The organism is Butyricicoccus sp. AM05-1 (assembly GCF_003474415.1).
GTDB lineage: Bacteria > Bacillota > Clostridia > Oscillospirales > Butyricicoccaceae > Agathobaculum > Agathobaculum butyriciproducens.
In genome coordinates this window covers 1-25,591 of the sequence record NZ_QUDG01000011.1, presented here as the reverse complement: position 1 = coordinate 25,591, position 25,591 = coordinate 1, and the positions used below count along the sequence as shown (strand labels likewise).

At 55.5% G+C, this 25,591-nt stretch carries 24 protein-coding genes and 1 riboswitch; of the genes, 17 read left to right on the top strand and 7 right to left on the bottom strand.

All coding sequences use genetic code 11. The features are described from left to right. Nucleotides 1–287: 287 nt before the first annotated feature. A riboswitch (cyclic di-GMP riboswitch) is annotated at nucleotides 288–378 on the bottom strand. Between the two features lie 202 nt (nucleotides 379–580). Further along, a complete protein-coding gene (locus DW088_RS13035; RefSeq protein WP_118361181.1) occupies nucleotides 581–1,420 on the bottom strand; it encodes a helix-turn-helix domain-containing protein in 840 nt (279 codons plus the stop codon). A gap of 302 nt (nucleotides 1,421–1,722) precedes the next feature. Here DW088_RS13035 and DW088_RS13030 point away from each other — a divergent pair, with 302 nt between their 5' ends. The 8 genes from DW088_RS13030 to gltA all read left to right on the top strand — a co-directional run bounded on the left by DW088_RS13030 (nucleotide 1,723) and on the right by gltA (nucleotide 11,108). Further along, nucleotides 1,723–3,318 carry a solute:sodium symporter family transporter gene (locus DW088_RS13030; protein ID WP_243029927.1) on the top strand — a complete coding sequence of 532 codons (1,596 nt, stop codon included), beginning with the start codon at nucleotides 1,723–1,725 and terminating at the stop codon, nucleotides 3,316–3,318. A gap of 108 nt (nucleotides 3,319–3,426) precedes the next feature. Continuing rightward, nucleotides 3,427–4,557 (top strand): Gfo/Idh/MocA family protein, encoded by a 1,131-nt coding sequence (locus DW088_RS13025; protein WP_118361177.1) that lies wholly within the window; start codon nucleotides 3,427–3,429, stop codon nucleotides 4,555–4,557. A gap of 15 nt (nucleotides 4,558–4,572) precedes the next feature. Then, nucleotides 4,573–5,463: a myo-inosose-2 dehydratase gene (gene iolE / locus DW088_RS13020; RefSeq protein WP_117489169.1), complete on the top strand. Its 891-nt coding sequence runs from the start codon at nucleotides 4,573–4,575 to the stop codon at nucleotides 5,461–5,463. A 15-nt stretch (nucleotides 5,464–5,478) separates the two neighbouring features. Beyond that, entirely contained in the window at nucleotides 5,479–6,486 is a 1,008-nt protein-coding gene (locus DW088_RS13015) for a Gfo/Idh/MocA family oxidoreductase (RefSeq protein WP_118286021.1), read from the top strand. A gap of 43 nt (nucleotides 6,487–6,529) precedes the next feature. After that, nucleotides 6,530–7,525, top strand: a complete 996-nt coding sequence (locus tag DW088_RS13010; protein WP_118286022.1) for a Gfo/Idh/MocA family oxidoreductase — start codon at nucleotides 6,530–6,532, stop codon at nucleotides 7,523–7,525. 127 nt (nucleotides 7,526–7,652) lie between these two features. After that, a complete protein-coding gene (locus DW088_RS13005) occupies nucleotides 7,653–8,648 on the top strand; it encodes a sugar ABC transporter substrate-binding protein (RefSeq protein WP_118286023.1) in 996 nt (331 codons plus the stop codon). A gap of 211 nt (nucleotides 8,649–8,859) precedes the next feature. After that, the gene (locus DW088_RS13000) at nucleotides 8,860–9,711 is read left to right on the top strand and encodes a sulfide/dihydroorotate dehydrogenase-like FAD/NAD-binding protein (protein WP_118286024.1); all 852 of its coding nucleotides are present in this window, start codon (nucleotides 8,860–8,862) and stop codon (nucleotides 9,709–9,711) included. 2 nt (nucleotides 9,712–9,713) lie between these two features. Then, a complete protein-coding gene (gene gltA, locus DW088_RS12995) occupies nucleotides 9,714–11,108 on the top strand; it encodes an NADPH-dependent glutamate synthase (RefSeq protein WP_118361175.1) in 1,395 nt (464 codons plus the stop codon). On the opposite strand, the gene DW088_RS12990 is transcribed toward gltA, so the two are convergent. Next, nucleotides 11,089–12,207, bottom strand: a complete 1,119-nt coding sequence (locus tag DW088_RS12990; protein ID WP_118361173.1) for a hypothetical protein — start codon at nucleotides 12,205–12,207, stop codon at nucleotides 11,089–11,091. The genes gltA and DW088_RS12990 overlap by 20 nt on opposite strands. Continuing rightward, on the bottom strand, nucleotides 12,204–12,653 hold the full coding sequence (gene spoVAC, locus DW088_RS12985; RefSeq protein ID WP_118361171.1) for a stage V sporulation protein AC: 450 nt from the start codon (nucleotides 12,651–12,653) through the stop codon (nucleotides 12,204–12,206). Before spoVAC ends, DW088_RS12990 begins: the two co-directional genes overlap by 4 nt. Before the next feature lie 147 nt (nucleotides 12,654–12,800). Between spoVAC and DW088_RS12980 the strand changes: the two genes are divergently transcribed. From DW088_RS12980 to DW088_RS12955, 6 genes are all read left to right on the top strand, one after another. Continuing rightward, nucleotides 12,801–13,382, top strand: coding sequence for an ECF transporter S component (locus DW088_RS12980; protein WP_158574695.1), 582 nt, complete (start codon nucleotides 12,801–12,803; stop codon nucleotides 13,380–13,382). A gap of 124 nt (nucleotides 13,383–13,506) precedes the next feature. Continuing rightward, complete coding sequence (locus tag DW088_RS12975; RefSeq protein WP_118361167.1) at nucleotides 13,507–14,424, top strand: zinc dependent phospholipase C family protein; 918 nt, start codon at nucleotides 13,507–13,509, stop codon at nucleotides 14,422–14,424. Between the two features lie 467 nt (nucleotides 14,425–14,891). Continuing rightward, a complete protein-coding gene (locus DW088_RS12970) occupies nucleotides 14,892–15,176 on the top strand; it encodes a DUF1294 domain-containing protein (RefSeq protein WP_118361165.1) in 285 nt (94 codons plus the stop codon). Next, a complete protein-coding gene (locus DW088_RS12965) occupies nucleotides 15,173–16,339 on the top strand; it encodes a cation diffusion facilitator family transporter (RefSeq protein ID WP_118361163.1) in 1,167 nt (388 codons plus the stop codon). The genes DW088_RS12970 and DW088_RS12965 overlap by 4 nt, the downstream gene beginning before the upstream one ends. A 194-nt stretch (nucleotides 16,340–16,533) precedes the next feature. Continuing rightward, nucleotides 16,534–17,475 carry an ABC transporter permease gene (locus DW088_RS12960; RefSeq protein ID WP_118361161.1) on the top strand — a complete coding sequence of 314 codons (942 nt, stop codon included), beginning with the start codon at nucleotides 16,534–16,536 and terminating at the stop codon, nucleotides 17,473–17,475. A gap of 1 nt (nucleotide 17,476) precedes the next feature. Further along, nucleotides 17,477–18,256: an ABC transporter ATP-binding protein gene (locus tag DW088_RS12955; RefSeq protein ID WP_110435947.1), complete on the top strand. Its 780-nt coding sequence runs from the start codon at nucleotides 17,477–17,479 to the stop codon at nucleotides 18,254–18,256. 46 nt (nucleotides 18,257–18,302) lie between these two features. Here the strand turns inward: DW088_RS12955 and DW088_RS12950 are convergent, their stop codons facing one another. From DW088_RS12950 to DW088_RS12940, 3 genes are read right to left on the bottom strand one after another with little or no spacing between them, the layout of a single operon-like run. Next, complete coding sequence (locus DW088_RS12950; RefSeq protein WP_118361159.1) at nucleotides 18,303–18,872, bottom strand: peptidoglycan-binding domain-containing protein; 570 nt, start codon at nucleotides 18,870–18,872, stop codon at nucleotides 18,303–18,305. Continuing rightward, on the bottom strand, nucleotides 18,873–20,297 hold the full coding sequence (locus DW088_RS12945; protein ID WP_118361157.1) for a peptidoglycan-binding protein: 1,425 nt from the start codon (nucleotides 20,295–20,297) through the stop codon (nucleotides 18,873–18,875). Nucleotides 20,298–20,311: 14 nt separating this feature from the next. Beyond that, nucleotides 20,312–20,740 carry a hypothetical protein gene (locus DW088_RS12940; protein WP_118361155.1) on the bottom strand — a complete coding sequence of 143 codons (429 nt, stop codon included), beginning with the start codon at nucleotides 20,738–20,740 and terminating at the stop codon, nucleotides 20,312–20,314. Between the two features lie 89 nt (nucleotides 20,741–20,829). Between DW088_RS12940 and DW088_RS12935 the strand changes: the two genes are divergently transcribed. Beyond that, complete coding sequence (locus DW088_RS12935) at nucleotides 20,830–21,288, top strand: heme-degrading domain-containing protein (RefSeq protein ID WP_117489127.1); 459 nt, start codon at nucleotides 20,830–20,832, stop codon at nucleotides 21,286–21,288. 59 nt (nucleotides 21,289–21,347) lie between these two features. Here the strand turns inward: DW088_RS12935 and asnB are convergent, their stop codons facing one another. Next, the gene (gene asnB, locus DW088_RS12930; RefSeq protein ID WP_118361153.1) at nucleotides 21,348–23,177 is read right to left on the bottom strand and encodes an asparagine synthase (glutamine-hydrolyzing); all 1,830 of its coding nucleotides are present in this window, start codon (nucleotides 23,175–23,177) and stop codon (nucleotides 21,348–21,350) included. Nucleotides 23,178–23,530: 353 nt separating this feature from the next. On the opposite strand from asnB, the gene DW088_RS12925 reads away from it, so the two are divergent. Together DW088_RS12925 and acrB are read left to right on the top strand one after the other, a co-directional pair. After that, nucleotides 23,531–24,682 (top strand): acyl-CoA dehydrogenase, encoded by a 1,152-nt coding sequence (locus DW088_RS12925; protein ID WP_118361151.1) that lies wholly within the window; start codon nucleotides 23,531–23,533, stop codon nucleotides 24,680–24,682. A 21-nt stretch (nucleotides 24,683–24,703) separates the two neighbouring features. Further along, complete coding sequence (gene acrB, locus DW088_RS12920; RefSeq protein ID WP_118361149.1) at nucleotides 24,704–25,504, top strand: acryloyl-CoA reductase electron transfer subunit gamma; 801 nt, start codon at nucleotides 24,704–24,706, stop codon at nucleotides 25,502–25,504. Nucleotides 25,505–25,591 lie beyond the last annotated feature (87 nt).

Genomic DNA, 25,591 nt, shown 5'->3' with positions numbered 1-25,591 from the left:
AACACAATGATACTATTGCCGATAACAATCGTTTTTCATAACTTTCCCTCCGTATTTTATCTGTCTTAACGGCTTCAAATTTAAATAAAAAAACGCTTTCAAGACATGGCTACTCATGACTTGAAAGCGTTTTTATATCTTTGTTGGAACAGCACAAAAGGGCAGGGTTTTACCTGCTCTGCGAGCAGTGTATTGCACCGCGAATCGGCTTGCCAGATTCTTTTCCATGGCGTACACCTCCTTCTGCCTAATAAAGCGCAGAAGAGGTTAACAGCGTCTTCGTTGATGCTTACAACCGGCTGTCATTGCGGCGTTCGCCGCCTTAGACCCTTCCGGCTTTGCGTCCCCCATCTTTTGGTGGGTTTGCCTATCTCTCAGGCACCGTATATGTACCTGATTTTCGATTATTATACCATAATCTGTATAAGCACGCGATTGGTCTGCTATACAATTCGTGTCATAAAAACGACATTTCGTGCAGCAATCTGATGAATATCACCGTTCGGATAGCACAGCTGCGCTTGCCTGTCTGTACACGCGACCGTTCAATCCGGTGGACGCAGTACGGAGAGTGTGCTTTTTATTTCCACTGGGTGCGGTACTGATGCGGGGTAATGCCGGTGCTCTTACGGAAGGCCATAATAAAGTGCGAAGCACTGGAGAAACCGCAGTTATCTGCGATGGTCTCAATACTCTGCGAGGTGGTGAGCAGCTGCTGCTTTGCGGCGCTCAGACGCACAGTCTGCAAAAACTGATGCGGTGTTGCCGACTGGTATTCCTTAAACTTACGCATATAGTAGCAGGTGCTGAGCGCAGCACGCTGGGACAGGTGTTCGATGGAGAGCGATTTGTCCGCAAAATTGTACGTCATATAGTCGGCTGAGTCCTGAATGGCGATCTCGAGATCGCTTTTTTTCTTTTCCCCGAGCACGAGCACGAGCAGAACGAGCAGCTTGTTGATCGTCAGGGAAATAATATGAGGATTGGGCTGGTTCTGGTGCACCGAGACCATGATGCGGCGGACACATTCCTCAATCTCGGCATTGCTTCCGGTGGGCAGGATGAACCCGTGCGTATTGAGGATAAGATGTGTATAGGCCGTGCTGCCGTTGCCTGCAAAGTGGAACCAGCGCATGCGGATCGGTGTGAGGGCGTGATAGCTGTGCGGTTCTCTGCAGTCAAGCAGGATCAGGCTGCCGGGACCGGCGGTGCGTGTTTCACCGCGGTAGGTGACCGACAGTTCGCCTTCATCTACAATAAGCATCTGGCAGATATCCAGATAATTACGCTGCATACCGTATGTTTCGTCGCAATGGTAGCTGCCTGCGTGCGGAACATGGTATAGGTTAGTCGCGGTGAAGGCATCTGCATCGTGGTAATAGCGGACAGAATCTGCCAGAATACCCATATCGTTAAGCATAATTGGTGTCAACTCCTTTTTTGTACCATATCATGGTATGGAAATGCTGTCATTCGCTTTTCTTATACAATTATATCAAAAAATGATACAGATAAAAAGTATAAAATTTTGATATTTTATTATTATCCTGTGTAGTGATGAATGTGAGAATTTGATATATGATAGGTACAACGAAAGGGAAACGAACAAAAACACAAAAAATAGTTTCTTTTGAGTTGAAAAGACGAAGGGAAAAGAAAAACAAGAATAGGAAATTCTACAATATAATAGGATTTTCTTGTTCAGAAGAGGGGTTGAAACATTTGATTATCATTTTAACATTCATCGCCTTCACCGGTCTGGTGGCCTTGATCTCATGGTACAAGACCAAGGAGGAGAACCTGTCCACCAAGGAAGGCTACTTCCTTGCAGGACGCGGACTGTCCGGTCTGGTCATCGCCGGTTCACTGGAAATGACCAACCTGTCCACCGAACAGCTGGTCGGACAGGCCGGACAAAGCTATTCGACCAACATGGGCGCCATGAGCTGGTCGGTAAACGCAAGTATCGCGCTGCTGGCGCTGGCACTGATCTTCCTGCCGAAGTATCTGAAAGCCGGCATCACCACCATTCCGGAATTTCTGGAGGTTCGATTTGACCGCACCACCAAGCAGATCATCTCGTTCCTGTTCCTGCTCGGCTACATGCTTACTTACCTGCCGACCGTACTGTACTCCGGTGCGCTGGCCTTCAACCAGATTTTCCATCTGGATCAGCTGTTCGGCATCACCACTTATCAGAGTATTGCGATCCTGTGTGTTGCAATCGGCGTTATCGGTTCCATCTACGCAATCTTCGGCGGCCTGAAGGCAGTTGCGGTATCTGATACCGTAAACGGCGTGGGCCTGCTGATCGGCGGTCTGCTGATTCCGATCCTGTCCATCTGCATCCTCGGCAACGGCAGCTTCTTTGCTGGTATTCAGGACTTCATCACCAATGTTCCGGCAGAAAAGTTCAACGCGGTCAATCCGGCGAACGCCCTGCCTCCGATGATTCCGTGGCCGGTCCTGTTCCTCGGCATGCTGTTCAACAACCTGTTCTACTGGTGCACCAACCAGTCCATCATCCAGCGCACGCTGGCAGCAAAGAATCTGGCGCAGGCACAGCGCGGCGCAGTGTTCACCGCCTTCCTCAAGCTGCTGGATCCGTTCTTCATCACCATCTGCGGTCTGCTGGCTTACCGCTTCTTCGGAGACGGCCTGGCAAACAGCGACCTGGCATATCCGTCTCTGATCACCACAGTTGTTCCGAACTGGCTGCTCGGCATCATCGCAGCGGTTCTGTTCGGTGCGATCCTGTCGTCCTTTAACTCGGCACTGAACAGCTGTGTAACGCTTTACACGCTGGACTTCCACCGTCCGCTGTTCAACCAGACCGCAAGCGACTCGCATCTGGTAAGAGTAGGCAAGCGCGTTGGTACCGGTCTTGCGATCGTATCCATCTGCGTAGCGCCGTTCGTCAGCAATGCACCGTCCGGTCTGTATGACTTCCTGCAGGAGTGCTTCGGCTTCTACTCCATGCCGATCCTCGCGATCGTGCTGGTAGGCTTCTACACCAAGCGCGTTCCGGCCTGCGCACCGAAGATCACGCTGGTCGTACACGTTATCCTGTACTCGATCTCCAAGTTCCTGCCGCTGAATGTGCATTACCTGTATGTTCTTTCGGTACTGTTCCCGGTAGACCTGGCACTGATGCTGCTCATCGGCAAGTTCAAGCCCCGTGCTACCGACTTCATCCTCGAGGATTCCAAGGCTGTTGACCTGACCCCGTGGAAGTATGTAAAACCCGCCGCGCTGACCTGCTTCATCCTGATGCTTTGCGTCTACGCGCTGTTCTCTCCGATCGGTCTGGCTCGATGATGAGCCGGACCCCGGAAACCATTCATCTATTCACATTGTAAGAAACGCACAAGGCGTTTTCGATAAAATCCAACAAAGGTATTGAGATTTTTTGAGGAGGAAAAACTTATGAGCAAGGAAATTAAAATCGGTCTGATCGGCGCCGGCTGGATGGGCAAGGCCCACACCACTGCATTCCACAATGCACGCATGATCTTCGGCGATGATATGCCGGTATTTGAGCTGGTAAGCGACGTCAGCGAGGACGCAGTAGCAAAGTTCGCGAAGAACATGGGCTACAACCGCTACACCACCAACTGGATGGACGTTGTTACCGATCCCGAAATCGACCTGGTTGACGTTGCAACCCCGAACTGCATGCACTACGAGATGGCAAAGGCTGCTCTCGAGCACGGCAAGCATGTTTTCTGCGAGAAGCCGCTGTCTCTGTCTGCTGAGCAGTCCCGCGAGCTGGCTGATCTGGCCAAGGAAAAGGGCGTAGTCAACTACTGCGGTTTCTCCAACATCATGAACCCGGCAAACCAGTATGTTGCGGAACTCGTCAAGTCCGGCAAGCTGGGCAAGATCATGCGCGTACACGCTACCTACGATCAGGACATGCTGCTCGATCCGTCCATTCCGATTGCATGGCGTCACATCAACAAGCTGGCAGGCTCGGGCGCACTCGGCGACCTGTGCAGCCACCTGCTGAGCGTTTCCCAGATGATCATGGGCGACATGAGCGAGGTTCTGGGCGTACAGTCCATCGTTATTCCGGAGCGTCCGGTCAAGGCAGGCAGCACTGAGATGGGCAAGGTTGAGAATGACGACCTCATCACCTTCCTCGTCAAGTACGAAAACGGCGCCATCGGCGACTTCTCGTCCTCTCGTGTTGCAACCGGCCGCAAGAACTACTTCTATTACGAGATTCAGGGCACGGAAGGCTCTGTGGTTTACGATCTGGAGCGTATGTGCGAGGTTCAGGTCTACTTCAAGGCTGATGCAGACAAGGACAACGGCCGTGACTGCGGCTTCCGCACCGTACTGCTCAACCCGCAGCACAAGGGCTTCAAGTACTTCCAGCCGGCAGGCGGCATCGCAATCGCATTCGACGATATGAAAACACTGCAGGCTCACGCACTCATGCAGGCAATGCACGGCGGTGAGTACATCTGCGACTTCGAGATGGGCGCTAAGGTTGACGGCATTATCAACGCAGTGCTCAAGTCCGTTAAGTCCGGCACATGGGAAAAGTGCTGAGGGAGGTAGCAAATCATGTTTAACAATGTAAAACTCGGCATCGCGCCGATCGGCTGGACCAATGACGATATGCCGCAGCTCGGCGGCGAGCTGACCTTCGAGCAGATGGTTTCCGAAGCGGCTCTGGCAGGCTTTCAGGGTACTGAGGTCGGCGGCAAGTTCCCGACCGACCCGGCAGTGCTCAACAAGGCACTCGACCTGCGCGGCATCAAGATTGCATCCCAGTGGTTCTCGAGCTTCCTGTGCTCGACCCCCTACGAGGAGAACGAAAAGGCATTTATCGAGCAGCTGGACTTCCTCGAGGCTGTCGGTGCAAGCCGCATCAACGTATGCGAGCTGACCCGCTGCCTGTTCGCAGAGGAGTGCTCGATGTTCGGTGACAACAAGCCGATCGCCACCGACGAAGAGTGGGATAAGCTGTGCGACGGTCTGAACAAGCTGGGCAAGATTGCTGCTGACCGCGGCTTCAAGCTGTGCTTTCATCACCATATGGCGACCGTGGTTCAGACCTTCGAGGAAACCAAGCGCCTGATGGACAACACCGATCCGCGTTACGTTTACCTCTGCTTTGATACCGGTCACTTCACCTTCTCCAAGGAGGATGCCGTAAAGGCGGCGAAGGAATTCGGTCCTCGCATCGGTCACGTTCACCTCAAGGACATCCGTCCCGACATGATGGAAAAGGCTTACGCCGAGGGCTTCAAGTTCCGCAAGGCGGTTCTGGAAGGCTGCTTCACCATTCCGGGTGACGGCTGCGTAGACTATCCGGGCGTATTCAAGGCTCTGCACGATGCACACTACGAGGGCTGGTTCATCGTAGAGGCCGAGCAGGACCCGGCAAAGGCAAATCCGCTCGAGTATGCCAAGATGGCACGCGAGTATATCAAGAAAACCGCAGGTATCTGATAAGGAGGATTACAAATGGAGAAGATTCGTTTCGGTATCGTTGGCATCGGTATGATGGGCAGAATGCACGCCACCAGCCTGCAGCGTAATCCTCACGCAGAGGTTGTAGCGGTTTGCGCCCGCACCGAGAGCAAGGTTAAGGCATTCCAAGAGGAGTTCGGCGTACCGTACGGCTACACCAATGTAGACGAGCTGGTAAACAATCCTGAGGTTGACGCAATCGTTGTTGCAACCGGCGCGGATGCCCACAAGGCGCCGTGTCTGGCGGCCTGCAAGGCAAAGAAGCACATCTTCTGTGAGAAGCCGCTGGCTAAGACCATCGAGGACTGCGAGGAGATCGAGAAGGCAGTTGCCGAGAACGGCAGCAAGTGCTTCACAGTTGGCTTCATGCGCCGCTTTGACCCGTCCTACGCAGAGGCCAAGGAGAAGATCCGCGCCGGTGCGATCGGCAAGCCGATCCTGTTCAAAGGCGTATCGCTCGACCCGTCCAGCGTGCTTGAGGCACATCTGGAGGGCGTTAAGAAGGGCATTTACGTTCCGTGGTTCATCGAGATGGGAAGCCACGACACCGACCTTGCCCGTTGGTTCCTCGAGGGTGATCCGGTCGATTCCTTTGCAACCGGCGATGCTTATGTCTGCACCGGTCTGGCAGACTACAACGACTACGACAACGGTTTCTCGTTGACCAAGTTCGATAACAACACCACCGCTTACATTCAGGTAGGCCGCACCGCAACCTGCAGCCATGTTGAGAGCGAAATCGTCGGCACCAAGGGCACACTGCGTGTCAACTCGGTACCGCGCAAGAATTACCTCTCGCAGTTCACCGAGAACGGCTTTGTGGAAGAGTGCCAGGAGAGCTTCCTTGCCCGCTGGGGCGAAGCGTTCCAGGCGGAGATCGACGACTTCGTTGACTGTGTACGCACCGGCCGCAAGCCGGAGACCACCGCACACGATGGTACGATGAGTCTGAAGTTCTGCCTGCAGCTGCATCAGGCATATCTGGACGGCAAGAAAAAATAACTACAACCGCTTTTTAGATAAAGGAAAAAAGGAGATTCACATCATGAGCAAGAAGGAACTCGCTATTGGCGTACTGGGCGCAGGCGGCAACATTGGCCACACCCATTCTCAGAACATTGCAACCTATGTAGACGGCGCTCGTTTGGCTGCTGTTTACGATCTGAACACCGAGCGTGCCGAGGAGGTCGCTAAGACCTACGGCGCAAAGGTAATGGCAAGCGCAGAGGAGCTGATCGCTTCTCCCGAAATCGACGCTGTTGTTATCGCATCCTGGGACGGCACCCACGCTGATCTGGCGGTAAAGTGCATCCAGGCCGGCAAGCCGGTATTCTGCGAGAAGCCGCTGGCTACCACCCTTGAGGACGCGAAGAAGGTCGTAGAGGCGGAGAAGGCTTCCGGCAAGCGTCTGCTGCAGATCGGCTTCATGCGCCGCTTTGACCCGGACTACATCAAGATGAAGAAGATCCTCGACTCCGGTGAGCTGGGTGCTCCGCTGATGGCGCACTGCATCAGCCGTACCCGCAGCCATCCGAAGAACCACACCACCGAGCAGCACATTACCAACATTGCCATCCACGAGATCGACATCTGCCGCTGGCTGCTGGGTGAGAACCTGAACGAAGTTGCTGTTCGCTTCCCCCGCGCTACTTGCTTCGCAGAAGGCACCTGCCAGGACCCGCAGCTGGTACTTATGCAGTCTGACTCCGGCGTACTGATCGACGTTGAGGTTTCCGGCAACAGCTACTACGGCTATGAGATCCTGTGCGAGCTGGTTTGCGAGAAGGGCACCATCCGCCTGCCGGTAGCGGCAGAGCCGATCGTCCGTTCTTACCTGCAGTGCGGTCAGGCCATCCCGGAGGACTGGACCAACCGTTTCGTAGTTGCTTATCAGGAAGAACTGCAGCACTGGGTAGATTACCTGCAGGGCAAGACCGACGTTCCGGGCCCGGGTGCTGAGGACGGCTACGAGGCATGCAAGATCTCCGACGCACTGATCAAGGCACAGACCACCGGTCAGTGGGAAAAGGTAGAGGCATAATCCCCCCGCGAATGGTATACAGCAGGGGCGGGAATAGGTGTGAAACCGCTCCTGTTGATATAAAGAAGGTCATATTACCCGGTAATATGATTCCAATAGACAACTTGTCTAACAGGAGGAAAGAAAGATGAAGAGAAGCAACCTTTTTAAGCGTTCCGCAGCGATGCTGTTGGCAGGACTGATGGCAGTTTCCATGAGTGCATGCGGCGGCAGCAGCGCATCCGGCAATGACTCCGGCGATTCCCAGGCAAGCAGCAGCGGCGACACCCATAAGCTGAGCGTAGTGCTCAAGACCACCTCTTCCGAATACTGGAGCTACGTTATCGCAGGCATCGAGCAGGCGGAAAAGGATCTCGGCAACGTAGAAGTTGACGTACGCGGTGCAAACAGCGATACCGACTTCGACGGTCAGCTGAACATGGTAGAGACCATTGTAAACGCAGATATGTGCGAGGCGATTGCAATCGCACCGCTGCAGGCAGACCAGATCGCAAATGCACTGACCGGCGTCAAGATCCCGGTGCTGGCGATCGACACCAATTTTGATCAGGCGGAAACCTTTATCGGCACGGCGCACGAGGACGCTGCATATCAGGGCGGCAAGTATGTAGCCGAGAAGATCGGTAAGGGCGGCAAGGTTGTTATTCTGGCGAATATCCAGGGCGAGTCCACCTCTGAGGCTCGTGTAGCCGGTTACAAGAAGGCACTGGAAGAAGGCGGCTGCGAGATTATCTCCACGCAGTACACCGACGGCGTAGGCGACAAGGCTGTTACCGTAACCGATGGTGTTCTCCAGTCCTTCGCGGACATCGATGCGATCGTATGCTGCGCAGACGATGTTGCGCTCGGCGCATCCCGTGCCATCAAGCAGGCAGGCCGTGACGGCGACGGCATCATTGTATGCGGCTTCGACGGCATCTCCTCCGGCGTACAGGCAGTTGTTGACGGCGAAATCTCCTGCACCGTTGCACAGGACCCGTACAACATGGGCTACCAGTGTGTTAAGAGTCTGCTCGACGTTGTAGAAGGCGAAAAGCTGGATGACTTCATCGATACCGGCTGTAAGGTCATTACTCCGGACAATGCACAGGAGTATCTGGACAAGCTGAAGAGCCTGGTATAAGCATCATTTTCTGATCCCTTACTCTCACTCTCGCGCTTGGGAAAACGCTCCAATGTTCCTCCCATTCTTCATGTCATTAAGACATACTCTCTAATATTTTTATTCTCTCTCTTTTAACTAACCCATAAGTTTTCTTCTCATATTGCTGGAAAAGCCGCTTATGCGGCTTTTCCTATACCCCGATTCGGTTTGGCGAAAGGATATTTGACCAATGTATCAGATTTTGAAAAAGCAAACGCTGAACGCAAACACCAAGCTGATGGTGATCGAGGCACCGCACGTTGCCCGCAAGGCAGAGCCGGGTCAGTTCATCATCCTGCGTGTCAGCGCAGAAGGCGAGCGTATTCCGCTCACGATCGCAGATTTTGACCGCGAAAAGGGTTCCGTCACGATCATTTTCCAGGAGGTCGGCGCAACGACGATGGCGCTCGGCGCGCTGAACGAGGGCGACTGCCTGCATGATTTCGTCGGTCCGCTCGGCAAGGCGAGCGAGCTTGAGGGTCTCAAGAAGGTCGCTGTTGTCGGCGGCGGTCTGGGCTGCGCGATCGCATATCCGCAGGCAAAGAAGCTGCACGAAATGGGCGCTGAGGTTGACCTGATCGCCGGTTTCCGCAGCAAGGACATCATCATCCTCGAGGACGAGATGAAGAACGCCTGCACCAACCTGCACATCGTGACCGATGACGGCTCGAACGGCCGCAAGGCACTGGTTACGCAGGTGCTCAAGGAGCTGATCGACGCGGGCAACCAGTACGATGCCGTTATCGCCATCGGCCCGATGATTATGATGAAGTTTGTCTGCGAAACCACCCGCCCGTACGGCATCAAGACCATCGTTTCCATGAACACCATCATGGTAGACGGTACCGGTATGTGCGGCGGCTGCCGTCTGACCGTTGGCGGCGAGACCAAGTTCGCCTGCGTTGACGGCCCGGATTTCGACGGTCACCTCGTTGATTTTGACAGTGCAATGCGCCGCGGTGCCATGTACAAGGCACAGGAGCGCGCAGCGGTAGAGCGCCGCGAGGAGCATTGCAATCTGTTCAAGAAGGAGGTCAAGTAATCATGCCGAATATGAATCCGAAGAAGTGCCCGATGCCCGAGCAGGCGCCGGACGTCCGCAATAAGAACTTTGAAGAGGTAACGCTCGGCTATACCGCTGAAATGGCGATCGAGGAAGCACAGCGCTGCCTGAACTGCAAGAACAAGCCCTGCATGACCGGCTGTCCGGTACAGGTCAAGATTCCGGAGTTCATCGCTCTGGTTGCAGAGGGTAAGTTCCTCGAAGCGGCTGCCAAGATCAAGGAGACCTCCGCACTGCCCGCTGTCTGCGGTCGTGTCTGCCCGCAGGAGAGCCAGTGCGAGTGCCACTGCGTCCGCGGCATCAAGGGTGAGGCTGTAGCAATCGGCCGTCTGGAGCGCTTTGTAGCCGACTATGCGCGCGAAAACAGCACCGAAAAGGCAGTCAAGCCGGAGTCCAATGGTCACAAGGTTGCCATCGTTGGTGCAGGCCCGGCCGGTCTGACCTGTGCAGGCGATCTGGCTCGTATGGGTTACGAGGTTACCGTTTTCGAGGCGCTGCACACCGCAGGCGGCGTACTCATGTACGGCATTCCGGAGTTCCGTCTGCCGAAGGCTATCGTGCAGAAGGAAATCGACACGCTGAAGGACCTCGGTGTTGAGTTTGTTCTGAACTTCGTTGTAGGCCGTTCTGAGACCATCGACGAGCTGTTCGGTGACGGTTTTGAAGCAATTTTCGTTGGCTCCGGTGCCGGTCTGCCGACCTTTATCGGTGTTCCGGGCGAGAACGCAAACGGCGTTTACTCCGCGAACGAATACCTGACCCGCATCAATCTGATGAAGGCGTACAAGGAAAACGCCGACACCCCGATCTACCACGCGAAGAAGGTCGCAGTAGTCGGCGGCGGCAACGTAGCAATGGACGCCGCCCGCTGTGCAAAGCGCATGGGTGCCGAGGAAGTTTACATCGTGTACCGCCGTTCCGAGAAGGAGCTTCCGGCTCGTCTCGAGGAGATTCACCACGCGAAGGAAGAGGGCGTTGTGTTCAAGTTCCTGACCGCGCCGCTCGAGGTGCTGTCTGACGAGAACTTCAACGTCACCGGCCTCAAGTGCCAGCAGATGGAGCTGGGCGAGCCTGACGCATCCGGCCGCCGCCGTCCGATTCTGGTCGAGGGCAGCGAGTTTGTGCTCGATCTGGACTGCGTTATCGCGGCAATCGGCACCAGCCCGAACCCGCTGATCCGTCACACGACTCCGGGTCTGGATACCAACCGCAAGGGCTGCATCGTGGCTGATGACGAGCACGGCATCACCTCCAAGGACGGCGTATTCGCCGGCGGCGACGCTGTTACCGGCGCAGCTACCGTTATCCTCGCAATGGGCGCAGGCAAGCGCGCCGCGGCTGCGATGGACGAGTACATTAAGAATAAGAACAAGTAATTTTTGCTCTAATGTGGTGACGATGGTGCTGTTCTTCAATATCGGTTTGGCGCTGCTCTCCGGTTCCAACATGCATCTGGGAGCGTTCGCCGCTGTCATCGGTGTCGCAGCATCTATGGCATCTCTGACGCCGTCCGCGTGCACGCCGGCACTGCTCATCTTCGGACCGGGGCATGTGACGGTTCGCGGTGTGCTCAAGGCGAACCTCGTGTTCCTTGTGCTGTCCCTTGCGGCCTGTCTTGTTGTGGTCTATCCGCTCGCCTCTGCGGTGTTTGGATAAGAAAAGCATTTGCGCAGATAAAATCCCCCTTGATGCCGGCCCGGTATCAGGGGGATTGTCTGTATTTGTTCGTTTGGACGGGAATACCAGTGAATGGTTCTGATAACAGCAGATTTTATGCAAAACACAGCGCTCAGCGCACCGAAAAATGTATGGGTCTAAATTCACATCTTCGGGCGCCATCGCCGCACCCATGTTGGCCGCGTCCTTGACGCCCATTTCAACCATTTTGCCGAACAGGACATGCGTCACGCGCACATCGCACGGCTCCGCGCCGTTCGGCACCGGTTTACTGCCGAGCACTGTCGCGCCTGCCGCAGTGGCTGTCCACTGGGCCGTCGGTGTGCGCTGACCGCCGTAGGCAAGCGGAAAACGGTACTGCCGCTCTGCCGAGCAGAAATGCGAGGATGCTGCCGCAAGCAGGTGGTCTGCCGCGCCGCTCTCGACCAGACAGCCGCCGAGCGCAAGACCCTGTGCCATAGTCGAGCATGCACCGTACTGCCCGAGATAGGGCACATTCGCGTGCATGGACGCTAAAAACGAGCCGATGCACTGGTTGAGCAGGTCGCCTGCAAGGATCAGGTCGAGCGAACGCTCGGGCAGGGTGGCCTTGCGCAGCGCAAGCCGGATGGCGGTTTTTTGCAGCTCGCTTTCTGCCAGCTCCCACGAGCGCTGGCCCATCCGGTCATTCTTCGCCACATAGTCAAACCGCTCACCGAGCGGGCCTTCGCCCTCTTTTTTGCCGACTGCCGCCGCGTGTCCGAGCAGATACGGCCGGTTTTCGAGCGCAAGCGTGCGCTTGCCGATGCGCTTTATCATACCGAACCGCCTCCCGCCAAAAACAGAATGAGACCGTAAATGACGCTTGCCGAAATGCCGTATACCAGCACCGGTCCCGCGATAACAAACAGCTTTGCACCCAGACCGAGGATAAGCCCCTCGCTTTTGAACTCCATCGCCGGAGAAACAATGGCATTTGCAAAGCCGGTGATCGGCACAATCGTGCCTGCTCCCGCATATTTTGCAAGCTTTTCATACAAATGCAGGCAGGTGAGCAGGGCACCGAGAAACACCATCGTGATGGCGGTCGCGGCGGCTGTGTCCTCGGTATCCAGTCCGCGGGAGAGCCACAGCTGCCGTACACCCTCGCCGGCCGTGCAGATCGCACCGCCGATGAGAAACGCCAGCAGGCAGTCGCGCCACAGCGGCGAATTCGGGCTTTTGCGTTCGAGCAGCTGTTGATAGGTTTGTTTATCCAGTTTCATGCAAGGTTCCCCTTTCTGTACGCGTAGTTTGCCCAGCCGTTCCGGGATTATCCATCTGACCCTGTAAAATAAATGCGAACTGACCATTTTCGACAGACCATATTCGCGGTATGATAAATAAAACATATCAGATCAGGGGGATTTATGATGGAATCCAAGAAAAAAGCGTTTTCGCTGTACGACATCGTGATGATCGGTCTGATGGCGGCAGTGGTATTCGTTGTTACCATGTTCCTGTCCATCCGCATTCCGACGCCGACAGGCACCACCATGATCAAGCTCGCAAACGCGTTCGTGCTGCTGTGCGGCCTGCTGCTCGGACCGGTTCGCGGCGGTCTTGCAGCCGGTATCGGCTCGATGATCTTCGACCTGATGACGCCGGAGTACGCACCGGAGGCGTGGATCACCTTCCTGCGTTTCTTCCTGATGGCATGGCTGTGCGGCGTGATCGCTTACGCCGGTGCTGCTGCCGCAAAGAAATTTGCGCGCAACCTTGTGGCGTGCCTTGCAGGTGCGGTGTTCTCGTCGCTGCTGTACATGCTCAAGGGCATTATTGAGCTGATGATCGGCGGCAGTGCTCTGGTTCCGGCTTTTGTGGCCAATATTCCGAAGCTGATGACCTCGCCTCCGAATATCATTATCGCGGTAGTTGTTGCAATGGCGCTTCTGCCGGCGCTGCAGAAGGCGATGAATTCGACCTCGTTCGGTCACCATATGGCAGAAAAGTAAGCAAATCCGTTGAGAAACGCGCCTGTCGGTTATCGGCAGGCGCGTTTCCCATGCTTTGCAGAAAGTCGGATTTCATGGTATACTGTAATCATCTAAAGAAAAGCACAGCGAGGAGGAAAACAGTATGGCGGATTTTGTATCGCATCATCTATTCGGCAGGCAGGCACTGACGGTGTTTCCCGCACCGGCGCAGCGGGCAGCGGCATGCCGTCCGGCGTGCTTTTTCTGGGGGTGTCAGGGACCGGACCCGCTGTTTTACCGGAAAATCCTGTTTGGCAGTCCGCTGCACAAGCTGGGCAACCGCATGCACTCGGAGAAAACGGATGAGCTGTTTGCGGCGCTCTCGCGTGCGGTGCGCGACCTGAGCGGTGACGCGCAGGAAATCGCAGCGGCGTATTTCTACGGCTTCGTTTGCCATTATGCGCTCGACAGCGAGATTCATCCCTATGTTTACTGCCAACAGGTGCGGTTCTGTGCTGAAAATTCAAAGCTGTCCGCATCGGCGGTGCACAGCCGCATTGAAAGTGACATTGACTATCTGCTCTATGAACGCGCATGCCATCGCCCCATCACCGAGTTCGATCCGGAGGAACGCTACCGGCTTTCGCCGGTCGAGCAGGCGGTGCTGTCGGTTGTGCTGCACGCGGTGCTCAAAACCGTGTACGGAGCCGATGTTTCCACGCATGATCTGCGTCGTTCATTCGTGGAAATGACCTCGTGGGAGAGTTTTCTCTATTCGGAGAGCCGCGCCGTCTATCGCGGAGCGAAAAAGGCGGAAGCCTTGCTCGGTCGAGGCGCCCTGCTCACCGGTCACATGAAGCTCGAGCGTCCGGCGTGGGATGCGCTCAATCTGGCTCATCAGCCGTGGCATAACCTGTGGAAACCGGACGAAACCCGCACGGATTCCGTTCCGGAGCTGTTCGGTCTGGCGCGTATTCGTGCCGCCTCGCTCGCCGGACAATACGCCGCGCAGTTTGACGCAGGCTGGCTGATGCACTATCACTTTGATGAGCCGTTCGACAGCGGCAACCCGAAAAAATGATAATGAAAAATAAAATGTGAGTGCATTTTTCATTTGTCATTGCGATTGCAAGGGAAAAAGACTGTAAAAGACAAAAGGCGCCTGAAAAGGCGTCTTTTGTGAGGCTGTCGAAAAACTATCGTTTTCCGAGCAGCCTCTCGTTCGAAACCACGCTTTCGAGCGAATACTGAAGAAAAACCGCGCCCTAACGGGCACATTTTTTCTTCCCTTGTATAAAAAGTCAGGTACACGCCCCGACTTTTTATGAATTTGCTTCGCAAATTCTATTTTATGCGTGCTGCCGCACGAAGCGTAAAAATTAAAATAATACTTTTTTGACAAACTGACAAAAGACGCCTGAAAAGGCGTCTTTTCTGTTAGACACCGCTACTTTTGTGTTAGTCACGGCTATTTTTGACCTGATTTCTTTGCAATACGGCAATGCCTGTGGTAAAATTGTAGGAAATCCGAAAGGAGGTGCAGCGACCGTGCAGTATGTGCTGTACTATTTTATTGCAGTCAGCGTCATCGGCGCGATTGTCTGTATTTACGATAAGCTCGCCGCGGCTCGCGGCTGGAGGCGTGTGCCCGAGCGCACGCTGTTTTTCTGGGCGCTGATTGGCGGCGGGCCGGGCGTGTACGCCACCATGCTCATCATCCGTCACAAGACCCTGCACCATATTTTCATGCTCGGCATACCGGCAATTATGGTTCTACAGGGAGCAATTATTGTTGGTGTTTATAACATTCTGTATATGAAGGGACTGCTATGACAAACGCACTTATCCATATTTTCATCCGCGATGCGGAAAACACCGGCGATTCGCAGGTGCGTGAAAAATTCGGCGTGCTGTCCGGCGCGGTCGGACTGGCATGCAACCTGTTCCTGTTTGCACTCAAGCTGATCATTGGTCTGCTTACAGGGTCGATTTCCATCGCGGCGGACGCATTCAACAACCTGTCGGACGGTCTGTCCTGCCTGATTTCCATTGTCGGCTTCAAGGTTTCCGGCAAGGAGCCGGATGCGAAGCACCCGTTCGGCTACGGACGTACCGAGTACATCGCGGGACTGATCGTCTCGTTCATCATCATTCTGGTCGGCTTCGAGTTTTTCAAAACCTCGCTCGACCGCATTCTGCATCCGGCTGCCGTAGCGTTCTCGGCGGTGCTGATGGGAATTCTTGCCGTATCCATGCTGGTTAAGCTGTGGATGGGCGCATTCAACGTCAATATCGGCCGCAGAATCGATTCTCCGGTGCTGATGGCTGCCGGTCAGGACAGCCGTAATGATGTTATTACCACGGCTGTTGTCGTACTCGGCATGGTAGCCGGCCGGTTTACCACGCTGCCGGTGGACGGCTATGTGGGCGTTGCCGTTGCCGCGTTCATTCTCTGGTCGGGCATCGGCATTGCGAAGGATACGGTTGCGCCGCTGCTCGGCGAAGCCGCCGATCCGGTGGTTGCCCGCAATATCCGGCGGATTGTAATGGAATCCGACCATATTGTCGGCGTACACGATATGATCATCCACAACTACGGCGCAGGACGCTCGATTGCGTCGCTGCATGCTGAGGTGCCGAGTGACTCGGACTTTGTGGCTGTGCACGAGGAAATCGACGAGGCCGAAAAGCGTGTCTGGCAGCAGACCGGTGTGTATCTAGTCATTCACATGGATCCGATCGATATCAATAATGCGTATGTCAACGCGCTGCGTGAGCAGACCGACGGCGTGCTCCGTGAGATCGACGGACAGCTTACCATGCACGACTTCCGCGTAGTGGACGGCAAACGCCAGATCAACCTGATTTTCGACGTTGTTGTGCCGTTTTCCTATGATGAGGATGCCAAACGCGACCTGCTGATGAAGATCTATGACAGCCTGAAAGCGATTGACTCGCGCTATAATCCGGTTGTAACGCTCGATCATCAGATGTGATAAGAAAATAATAAGCAGAAAAAGGAGGTGCTTTCGCATCTCCTTTTTCTGCCAAAAATAGCATAGCAAAACGGTAGGGAACAAAATAATCCGCGAAAACGGCAAGTTATCATTGCAATAACCCGAAAATTTGCTATAATGAAGATAGCGTTTTTACGCTTTATCAGATAACATTATTGTTTGGGGGAATTTAAGTGAGCTTTTTCTCGGGCCTGCTTTCCGCACTTCCCGGTGCAGTGGCGCAGGGTTTGATCTGGGGACTGATGGCGATCGGCGTATTCATCACCTTTAAGGTGCTCGATCTGGCCGACCTGACCGTCGATGGTACGATGGCGACCGGCGGTGCGGTGTGCATCGTTATGATGACGCACGGCGCGAATGTATGGGTGGCAATGCTGTGCGCTTTCCTTGCCGGCATGCTGGCCGGACTTATTACCGGTATTCTGCATACCTGTATGGGTATTCCGGCGATTCTGGCCGGTATTTTGACACAGCTGGCGCTGTTCTCCATTAACCTGCGCATTATGGACAAAAAAGCAAATGTAGCGATCAATCCGGACAACTACAAGCTGCTTGTATCGCTGCGCAACGTCAAGAAGCTGACTATCGAAAATCCGATTTTCGTTGCGGCTGTCTTTACGATTGTGGTTATCGCACTGCTGTACTGGTTCTTCGGTACGGCGCTCGGCTGCTCCATCCGTGCGACCGGCGCAAACCCGAATATGAGCCGCGCGCAGGGCATCAACGTGGATTTTGTCAAGGTGCTCGGCCTGATGCTGTCCAACGGTCTGGTTGCGCTGGCAAGTGCGCTGTACTGCCAGTATCAGGGCTTCGCGGATGTCAACGCCGGCCGTGGCGCTATCGTTATCGGCCTTGCCGCTGTCATCATCGGCGAGGTGCTGTTCAGCCGTATTTTCCGCAACTTTGCGTTGCGTCTGCTCGGCGTATCGCTTGGTGCGGTTGTGTACTATCTGGTTATTCAGGTGGTCCTCAACCTCGGCCTGAACACCAACGACCTGAAGCTGATCTCGGCTTTTGTTGTTGCAATCTTCCTTGCTGTTCCGTACTGGAAGGGCAAGTATTTCCGCGGTGCAGCCAAGAGTGCCGCAAAGACTGACGCAAAGGAGGTCAAGTAACATGCTGCAGCTCAAAGGGATTTACAAGACCTTCAACGCGGGCACGGTAAACGAAAAGCGTGCCATTGACAACCTGAACCTGACCCTTGAGGACGGTGATTTCGTCACCATCATCGGCGGCAACGGCGCCGGCAAGTCCACCACGCTGAACCTGATCGCAGGCGTGTATCCGGTGGATGCGGGCATGATTCATCTGAACGGCTACGACCTGACCAATCTGCCCGAGCATAAGCGCGCGCGTTTCCTCGGCCGCGTATTTCAGGATCCGATGATGGGTACTGCCGCTACCATGGGCATTGAGGAGAATCTGGCGCTGGCATACCGCCGCGGTCAGAAGCGCGGCCTCGGCTCCGGCATTACGAACGAGGAACGCGAGCTGTACCGCGAAAAGCTGGCAACGCTCGGTCTGGGATTGGAGAACCGCATGACCAGTAAGGTCGGTCTGCTGTCCGGCGGTCAGCGTCAGGCGCTGACCCTGCTGATGGCCACCCTGCGCAAGCCGGATCTGCTGCTGCTCGACGAGCATACCGCAGCGCTCGATCCGAAAACCGCAGATAAGGTGCTGCAGATCACCGAGGAGATCGTTGCACGCGACAACCTCACCACATTGATGGTAACGCATAACATGAAGAACGCCATCCAGTACGGCAACCGTCTGATTATGATGGATGCCGGTCGCGTTGTCGTTGATATCCGCGGTGAGGAGAAGAAGAACCTTACCGTCCGCGATCTGCTCGAGAAGTTCAATATCGAGAGCGACCGTATGCTGCTCAGCGAATAAGGCGAATAGAAAGACCCCGAAACATGGTTTCGGGGTCTTTTTATGTTCATTTTTCATTTTCCAATCTCAATTCTCCATTGATTTGCCAACCGAGCGGTGTCCGCTGGAACAAAGCATTGTGCAGCCCTGTCAGTGCCTGCCATGTGGCTCGATCGGTAATGCCGGTCTCGGGCAGCTGAAAAATTTTCTGTGCATGTCTGACAGCGGACTGTGTATCCGCATCGTACTCGCCGGTGAGCGGCACGGCGGCAATCCGGTTATAATGCGGCGCAGTTGCGCCCAGCATGAGCTGGAGCACATACACCGTGGGACTTTTCGCGCCCGGCTTCAGCACGGCATCGCTCTCCGGCGGGAAGAATGCCGTCTGCATGGGAAGTGCATCGGCGGCGATAAGCGCGGCATATGTAGCGTAGATGGCGTTCCATGTGCGCTGGTCGGCGATGCTCGTCACCGGAAGGCAGTTCTGCTGCTGGTATTCGCGCACGGCAGCGGCAGTCTTTGCATCCCAGATGCCGTCCGGCACGAGCGGTGCAGCACTGCCCTCAGACTGCTGGATGCGTCGCAGAAAGGTCTGCAAATCGAAAATATGGCTGCGTTTTTGTGCATCGGTGTACAATCACGTTGCCTCCTCTCCAACGGGATAGCCGGGGTACTGTCCTCTGGCACTCTGGCTGCCGACCAGCACGTTTTCGGCGAGATCGGCCATGCCTTCCCATGTCAGCGGACCGATAGCGCCCGTGGCGGGCAGACCGAGCAGCGACTGGATGACTGACACCGAGGACTCGGTCGCGTCTCCGAAAATGCCGTCTACCGTGACAGCGGGCACCTCGGCATAGCCGCGCGCGATGATGTTGATGAGCTGCTGCGCCTTCCGCACGGCTTCGCCGCGCATCCCCTTGACAAGAAAGGTCTCCGGCAGGCCGATAAATTCCTCGAGCCACTCCTGCTCAGGCTGGGCGAGCAGCACGGACCGGTAGGTGGAAAGCAGGGCATACCACGTCTCTCGATCCACCACACCGGTGATGGGCAGGCCGACAAGCCGCTGATACGCAGCCACGGCTTCGCGGGTCTGCGGACCGAAAATACCGTCGATCTGTCCCGCCTGCCAGCGCGGCAGCGCATCGTAAAATTCGCCGACAATGGCAAGAAAATACTGCAAAAGCTGTACGCCCGGGCCGCTCATGCCCTCGGTCAGCCGTTCGGGATACTGGCGGGAGATCTCACTGAGGGTCAGTCCCTCGCTGTTGAGCTCGCTCAGGCGCTTGACATTATTATAAATGAACGCGATGCGGTACCATGTTGCCGGGCCGACAAGGCCGTCCTCGGTGAGGTTGAATTGCCGCTGGAACGCCCGCACGGCGCGTTCGGTATCTGCGTTGAACACGCCGTCTGTGGGATAGATTTTCGGAATGTTCGGGAAATTGGTCGAAATGCGGTTAAGGCGCGTTTGAATCGTGCGGACATCCTCGGAAAAGTCGCCCAGCCGCAGTGTCACGCCGGGGAACGACCCGCCGAGGTTGGGCGAGAGCGGTGCACCGGTGACGAAATTGATGTCGCTGCCGTAAAACGACTGCAAGATCTGCTCGGCGGAAAGTCCCTGCTCGGCCAGCGGCACGGTTCCCCACTGGCTAAGCCCGCCCGGACAGGTGACGGTCGTGCCGTTGCAGTACTGCGCGAACAGCGGCTCGACCGAGTCGCCGCGGGTGAGGTAAGTGCCGATCATATCATCTACAATGGTGGAAATATTCTCGAAAATATCCCGTCCGGGCACAAAGGACTGGTCATACCGCGTGGAATTGGTGATATCAAAATCGTAGCCTTGCGCGCGGTACCATTCGGTGAACACACGGTTGAGCACATAGGACATTTGTGCGTACACGTTGGCGCGGATGGCCTGCTCGGGCCAGGTCGGATAAATCTCGGACGAGGCAACATTTTTGATGTAATCGGCAAACGGTACGGTGATATTCTGCGCATTCGAGGACGGCGCACCGAGGTGCACCGTGATGGTTTCCGGTATGGAAACATAGGGTTCGGGCAAAGCAATCCCTCCTTTTACGGATTCTCCGGCAACTCGGGATCGAGTGCCTGCGGCGCACCGGTGGCGGTCAGGTCGGTCTGCGCGAAGCTTTGGTTTTCCGCGAGCGGTGTAAGCGCCACGGGCAGCATGGTCGGCACGCCGGAGAACATGGCGATGTGCAGCGCGGTCAGCGGCGTGTAGCCCTCGGCGGAGATTTCGACCGTGTAGACCGCAAACGGCGGACCGCTGCCCGGGCTCAGCGAGTTGCTGCGCGGCGGCGTTGTCAGTATCATGGACGGCGTCATGCCGCCGGAGTCGGTCGTGACCGAGTAAAGCAGCGTGCGCATGCCGGTCTCATCCAGCGCGGTGGAGACCGAAACGATGGCATTCTCGAGCGGCAGCGCGCCTAACGCGGTCGTGACGAGTACACGCAGTTCGGCGGTGCCGTCGGTCAGTTCAGCCATGAAAAAACCTCCTTGTCAGCAGGTGGAAAAAAAGATATACTAAAGGTAACAGCCGCAAAGGCGGCAAAATCTCGAAAGGCGGGGACAGTATGCAGGATTACAAAACAATGATCTCCATGTGTGCAGAGCAGGAGGAGAAGTTTCAGTTTGAGCATTTTTCGCGCGAGGATGCGCTGAAAATCGGCCTCAAGCTGCATGAAAACGCAAAGGAGCAGCCGGTTGCGGTTGAAATTACGGTGAACGGTCTGGTCGTGTTCCGTTACTTCGCAGAAGGCGCAAAGCCGGACAGCGAGCTGTGGCTCGCACGCAAGCGCAACGCGGTTGACCTGATGGAAACGTCCTCGCTGCGGTTTTTCGCAGAGCTGGAGGACGCAGGCGAGACCTTCGCGGACCGTAAGCTCGACCCGAACGAGTACGCCGCAGGCGGCGGTTTCCCGATCCGGCTGCGCGGCACCGGCGTGATCGGTTCCATCTGCGTTTCCGGCTATCCGGATCATGTGGATGATCATCAGCTTATCATTAACACCTTGGCGGAGTATTTCGCATAATTGAGCATTTTAAATGGAGAATGGAAGATGAACGTATCGTTTTTCATTCTCCATTATTTTTATACTATTTTGACATGATAATGCCGAAACCACCGGTCAAGCTGGATGATATACGCGAAAATCTGCGGGGTACGCATCAGCTGTCCGAACCACGGTTCGGTAAGGCTTTCCGGCCGCTGCATGAGTTTTTGCACGGCATTCCGGTCGAACAGGGAAGCGGTGACCGAGGTGTTATCCTCGAAAATACGGCGGACATAGTCCGCGCACAAGCGGGTATAAACCGGATGAAAGGTTTTCGGATACGGACTTTTCTTGCGGTAAACGATCTCTTTGGGCAGTTCATCGACGAACGCGCGGCGCACGATGCCCTTTTCGCGTCCCTCGAGCGATTTGAAGTCCCACGGCATGTTATAGGCATACTCGACAATGCGGTGGTCGCAGAAGGGCACGCGAACCTCAAGACCGGAGTACATGCTCATGCGGTCCTTGCGGTCGAGCAGGGTCGCCATGAACCAGTCGAGATTGAGCACGAACATTTCACGCATCCGGGCTGCTTTTTTGTCATCGGACGGCAGCCTGGGTGCGCGGGCGCAGGTGTCGCGGTAGTACTGGTGCACAAATTCCTCGCCGTTTCTAACGGCATCCGGTGTGAGCAGACCCAGACGCAGACCGACCGACCGTGACCACGGAAACGTATCTTCAAACAGAATTTCCTCACGGTGGTACCACGGATAGCCGCCGAATAACTCGTCGGCGCACTCGCCGGACAGGCAAACGGTGGTTCCGCCGCGCTTGACGGCTGCACAGAACAGCAGCAGGGAGGAGTCCACATCGGCCATGCCGGGCAGCGCACGCGCATCCGTCGCGGGGAGCAGGGCCGCGCACAGTGCCTCCGGTTCGAGCACAACGCGATGATGGTGCGTACCGAGAAAATCCACCATTTGGTCAATATACGAATCGTCACTATTAGGCTGAAATATACTCTTTGTAAAATATTTATCGTTGTCCCGATAATCCACCGACCAGGTATGCAGCGTTTCGCCGCGGGCCGCGTAATCTTTCGCCGCCAGCATGGACAGGATGGACGAATCCAGTCCGCCGGACAGGAAACACGCCAGCGGCACATCGCTGACCAGCTGACGGCGGGCGGCATCGCAGATGAGCGTGTGCGTGCGCTCGATGGTGGTTTGCAGGTCGTCCTCATGCTCGTGCGCCTCGAGCTGCCAGTAAACGTGATCGGTGAAGTTTTCCGGAGTCAAAACGGCAAAATGTCCGGGAAGCAGCGACTTTATCTGCCGAAAAACACCGGATTCTGGCGGGCGCGCCGGCCCGAGCAGCAGCAGCGTGCGCAGACCATCCTCGTCGAGCGCAGGCTCGATCTCCGGATGGCACAGCACGGTGTCGATGGTCGAACCGAAGGTCAGACCGTTGCGAATGGGAGCGAAAAACAGCGGTTTCACGCCCAGCCGGTCGCGGCAGAGCGTCAGTCGGCGTTCGCGTTTCTCCCAGATGGCAAAGGCGAAAATGCCGTTCAGCCGCGCAAATGCGTCGGTTTTCCACTCGAGATAGGCGTGCAGCAGCACTTCGGTGTCCGAATGTCCGACAAACTCGTGCCCACGTGACATAAGTTCTGTACGCAATTCCGGCGTGTTATATAACTCTCCGTTATATATAAGGATAATATTCCCGTCAGGAGAGCACATTGGCTGCTTGCCGCCCTCCGGATCAATGACGATCAGCCTCCGATGGATAAGCGCTGTGTCCTCGTCAAAATACGTGCCTTCGGCATCCGGCCCGCGCGGCGTAAGCGTTCGCTTCATTCCGTGAAGGATCGGTCCGCCGCGGCGTGCGTCGCGTTCATAATCGACAAAACCGCCGATACCACACATAGGCGATTCCTCCTCTGATTGATGGTTTCCTTCTGTTATATGTATTAAATGTGAAAAATATGAAGTAAAATCGTAATTTTTCTAAAAAATATAAGCGGTGACAGAACAGGATGAGGATTGCGTGCAATGTGCGTTCGTTCCTGCCGACATTTGGCAGAAACGCACAAAAAATGGAGTGCGGATTTTATCAGTAAAAAGAATGTTAAATCCTTGACAAATGGTTTCCGAACGATATAATAGAGATAGACATGCTCCAAACAAGGACCTCGCTGGGCGCGGCGCTGCGGCCAATGACCGTGTGCGCTGTGTTTTTGTGCGTGTCCGCTATTATTTATTTTTGGGAGGTTTATGGCATGGATTTTAGGCTTACAAAAGAAGAAGCACTGTTCCAGAAGATGTGCCGCGAGTTCGCTCTGAACGAAGTAGAGCCGATCGCAGCTGAGATCGATGCGGAAGAGCGCTATCCGGAGGAAACCGTTCAGAAGCTGATGAAGTACGGCCTGATGGGCATTCAGTTCCCGAAGGAAGTCGGCGGCTCCGGCGGTAACTATATCTGCTATTCTATCGCTATCGAAGAGATGAGCCGCGTATGCGGTACCACCGGCGGCATTATGTCCGCTCACGGCACCCTGGGTGCTTGGCCGATTTACGCTTTCGGCACCCCGGAGCAGAAGGAAAAGTGGCTGCGCCCGCTGATCGAGCCGAAGGAAGGCGCCAAGATCGGTGCATTCGGCCTGACCGAGCCGAACGCAGGTACCGACTCCGCTGCACAGCAGACCATTGCTGTTAAGCAGGAGGACGGCTCCTATATCATGAACGGCTCCAAGGTGTTCATCACCGGCGGCGGCCGTGCAGATACCTACGTTGTATTTGCTATGACCGACAAGACCAAGGGCAACAAGGGCATTTCTGCGTTCATCGTTGACAAGGACGACCCGGGCTTCTCTATCGGCAAGATCGAGCACAAGATGGGCATCCGTGGTTCTCAGACCGCTGAGCTGATCTTTGAGGACGTTCATCTGCCGGCAGACCGTCTGCTGGGCAAGGAGAACGGCGGCTTCAAGATCGCTATGATGACCCTGGACGGCGGCCGTATCGGTATCGCTTCTCAGGCACTGGGTATCGCGCAGGGCGCTCTGGATAAGGCTATCCAGTACATGAAGGAGCGCGTACAGTTCGGCAAGACCCTTGATAAGTTCCAGGGCCTGCAGTGGATGGTAGCCGACATGGCAACTCAGATCGACGCTGCTCGTCTGCTGGTTCGCCGTGCTGCATTCAACCACGATGTTGGTCTGCCGTTCACCAAGGAAGCTGCTATGGCTAAGCTGTACGCTTCTGAGGTTGCAATGGACGTTACCACCAAGTGCGTACAGATTTACGGCGGCTACGGTTACATCCGTGAGTACCCGATGGAGCGCATGATGCGTGACGCTAAGATCACCGAGATCTACGAGGGCACTTCTCAGGTTCAGAGAATGGTCATCGCTGGTCAGGTTCTGCGCTAAGAAAAGGAGGAAAACTGAACTATGAAGGCAATTGTTTGTGTAAAGCAGGTTCCGGATACCTCCGGCAAGGTTGCTGTTAATCCCGATGGCACCCTGAATCGTGCATCCATGCAGACCATCACCAACCCGGACGACCTGAACGCTGTAGAGGCTGCTCTGAAGCTGAAGGACGCTACCGGCTGCAAGGTCGTTGTTATCACCATGGGTCCTCCCCCGGCAGAGGGCATGCTGCGTGAGCTGATCGCTCGCGGTGCTGATGAAGGCGTTCTGGTTTCCGCTCGTGAGTTCGGCGGTTCCGATACCTTTGCCACTTCCCAGATCCTGGCTGCTGCTGTTAAGAAGGTTGGCCTGGAGAAGGACGACATCGTATTCTGCGGCCGTCAGGCTATCGACGGTGATACCGCTCAGGTTGGTTCTCAGATCGCTGAGAAGCTGGACATCCCGCAGGTTTCCTATGTTGCCGGCATCGAGAAGGATGGCGACAAGGTTGTTGTTAAGCGTATGCTCGAGGACGGCCACATGACCATCGAGACCCAGACCCCGTGCCTGCTGACCTGCATCAAGGAGCTGAACGAGCCCCGTTACATGTCCCTCGGCGGCATCATGGACTGCTACTCCGCTCCGGTTTCCGTATATGATTACAACACCCTGAAGGACGATCCGCTGATCGATCCGACCACCATTGGTCTGAAGGGTTCTCCCACCAATATCTTCAAGTCTTTCACTCCCCCGCAGAAGGGTCAGGGCAAGATGCTCGAGGGCGCTGACAAGGCTACCTGTGAGACTCTGGCGGCTGAACTGCTGAAGAAGCATATTATCTGATTGAAAGGAGAACAGAACAATGGCTGATTTTAATAACACCAACCTCGCCGATTTCTCCGGCGTATGGGTATTCTGTGAGCAGCGCCA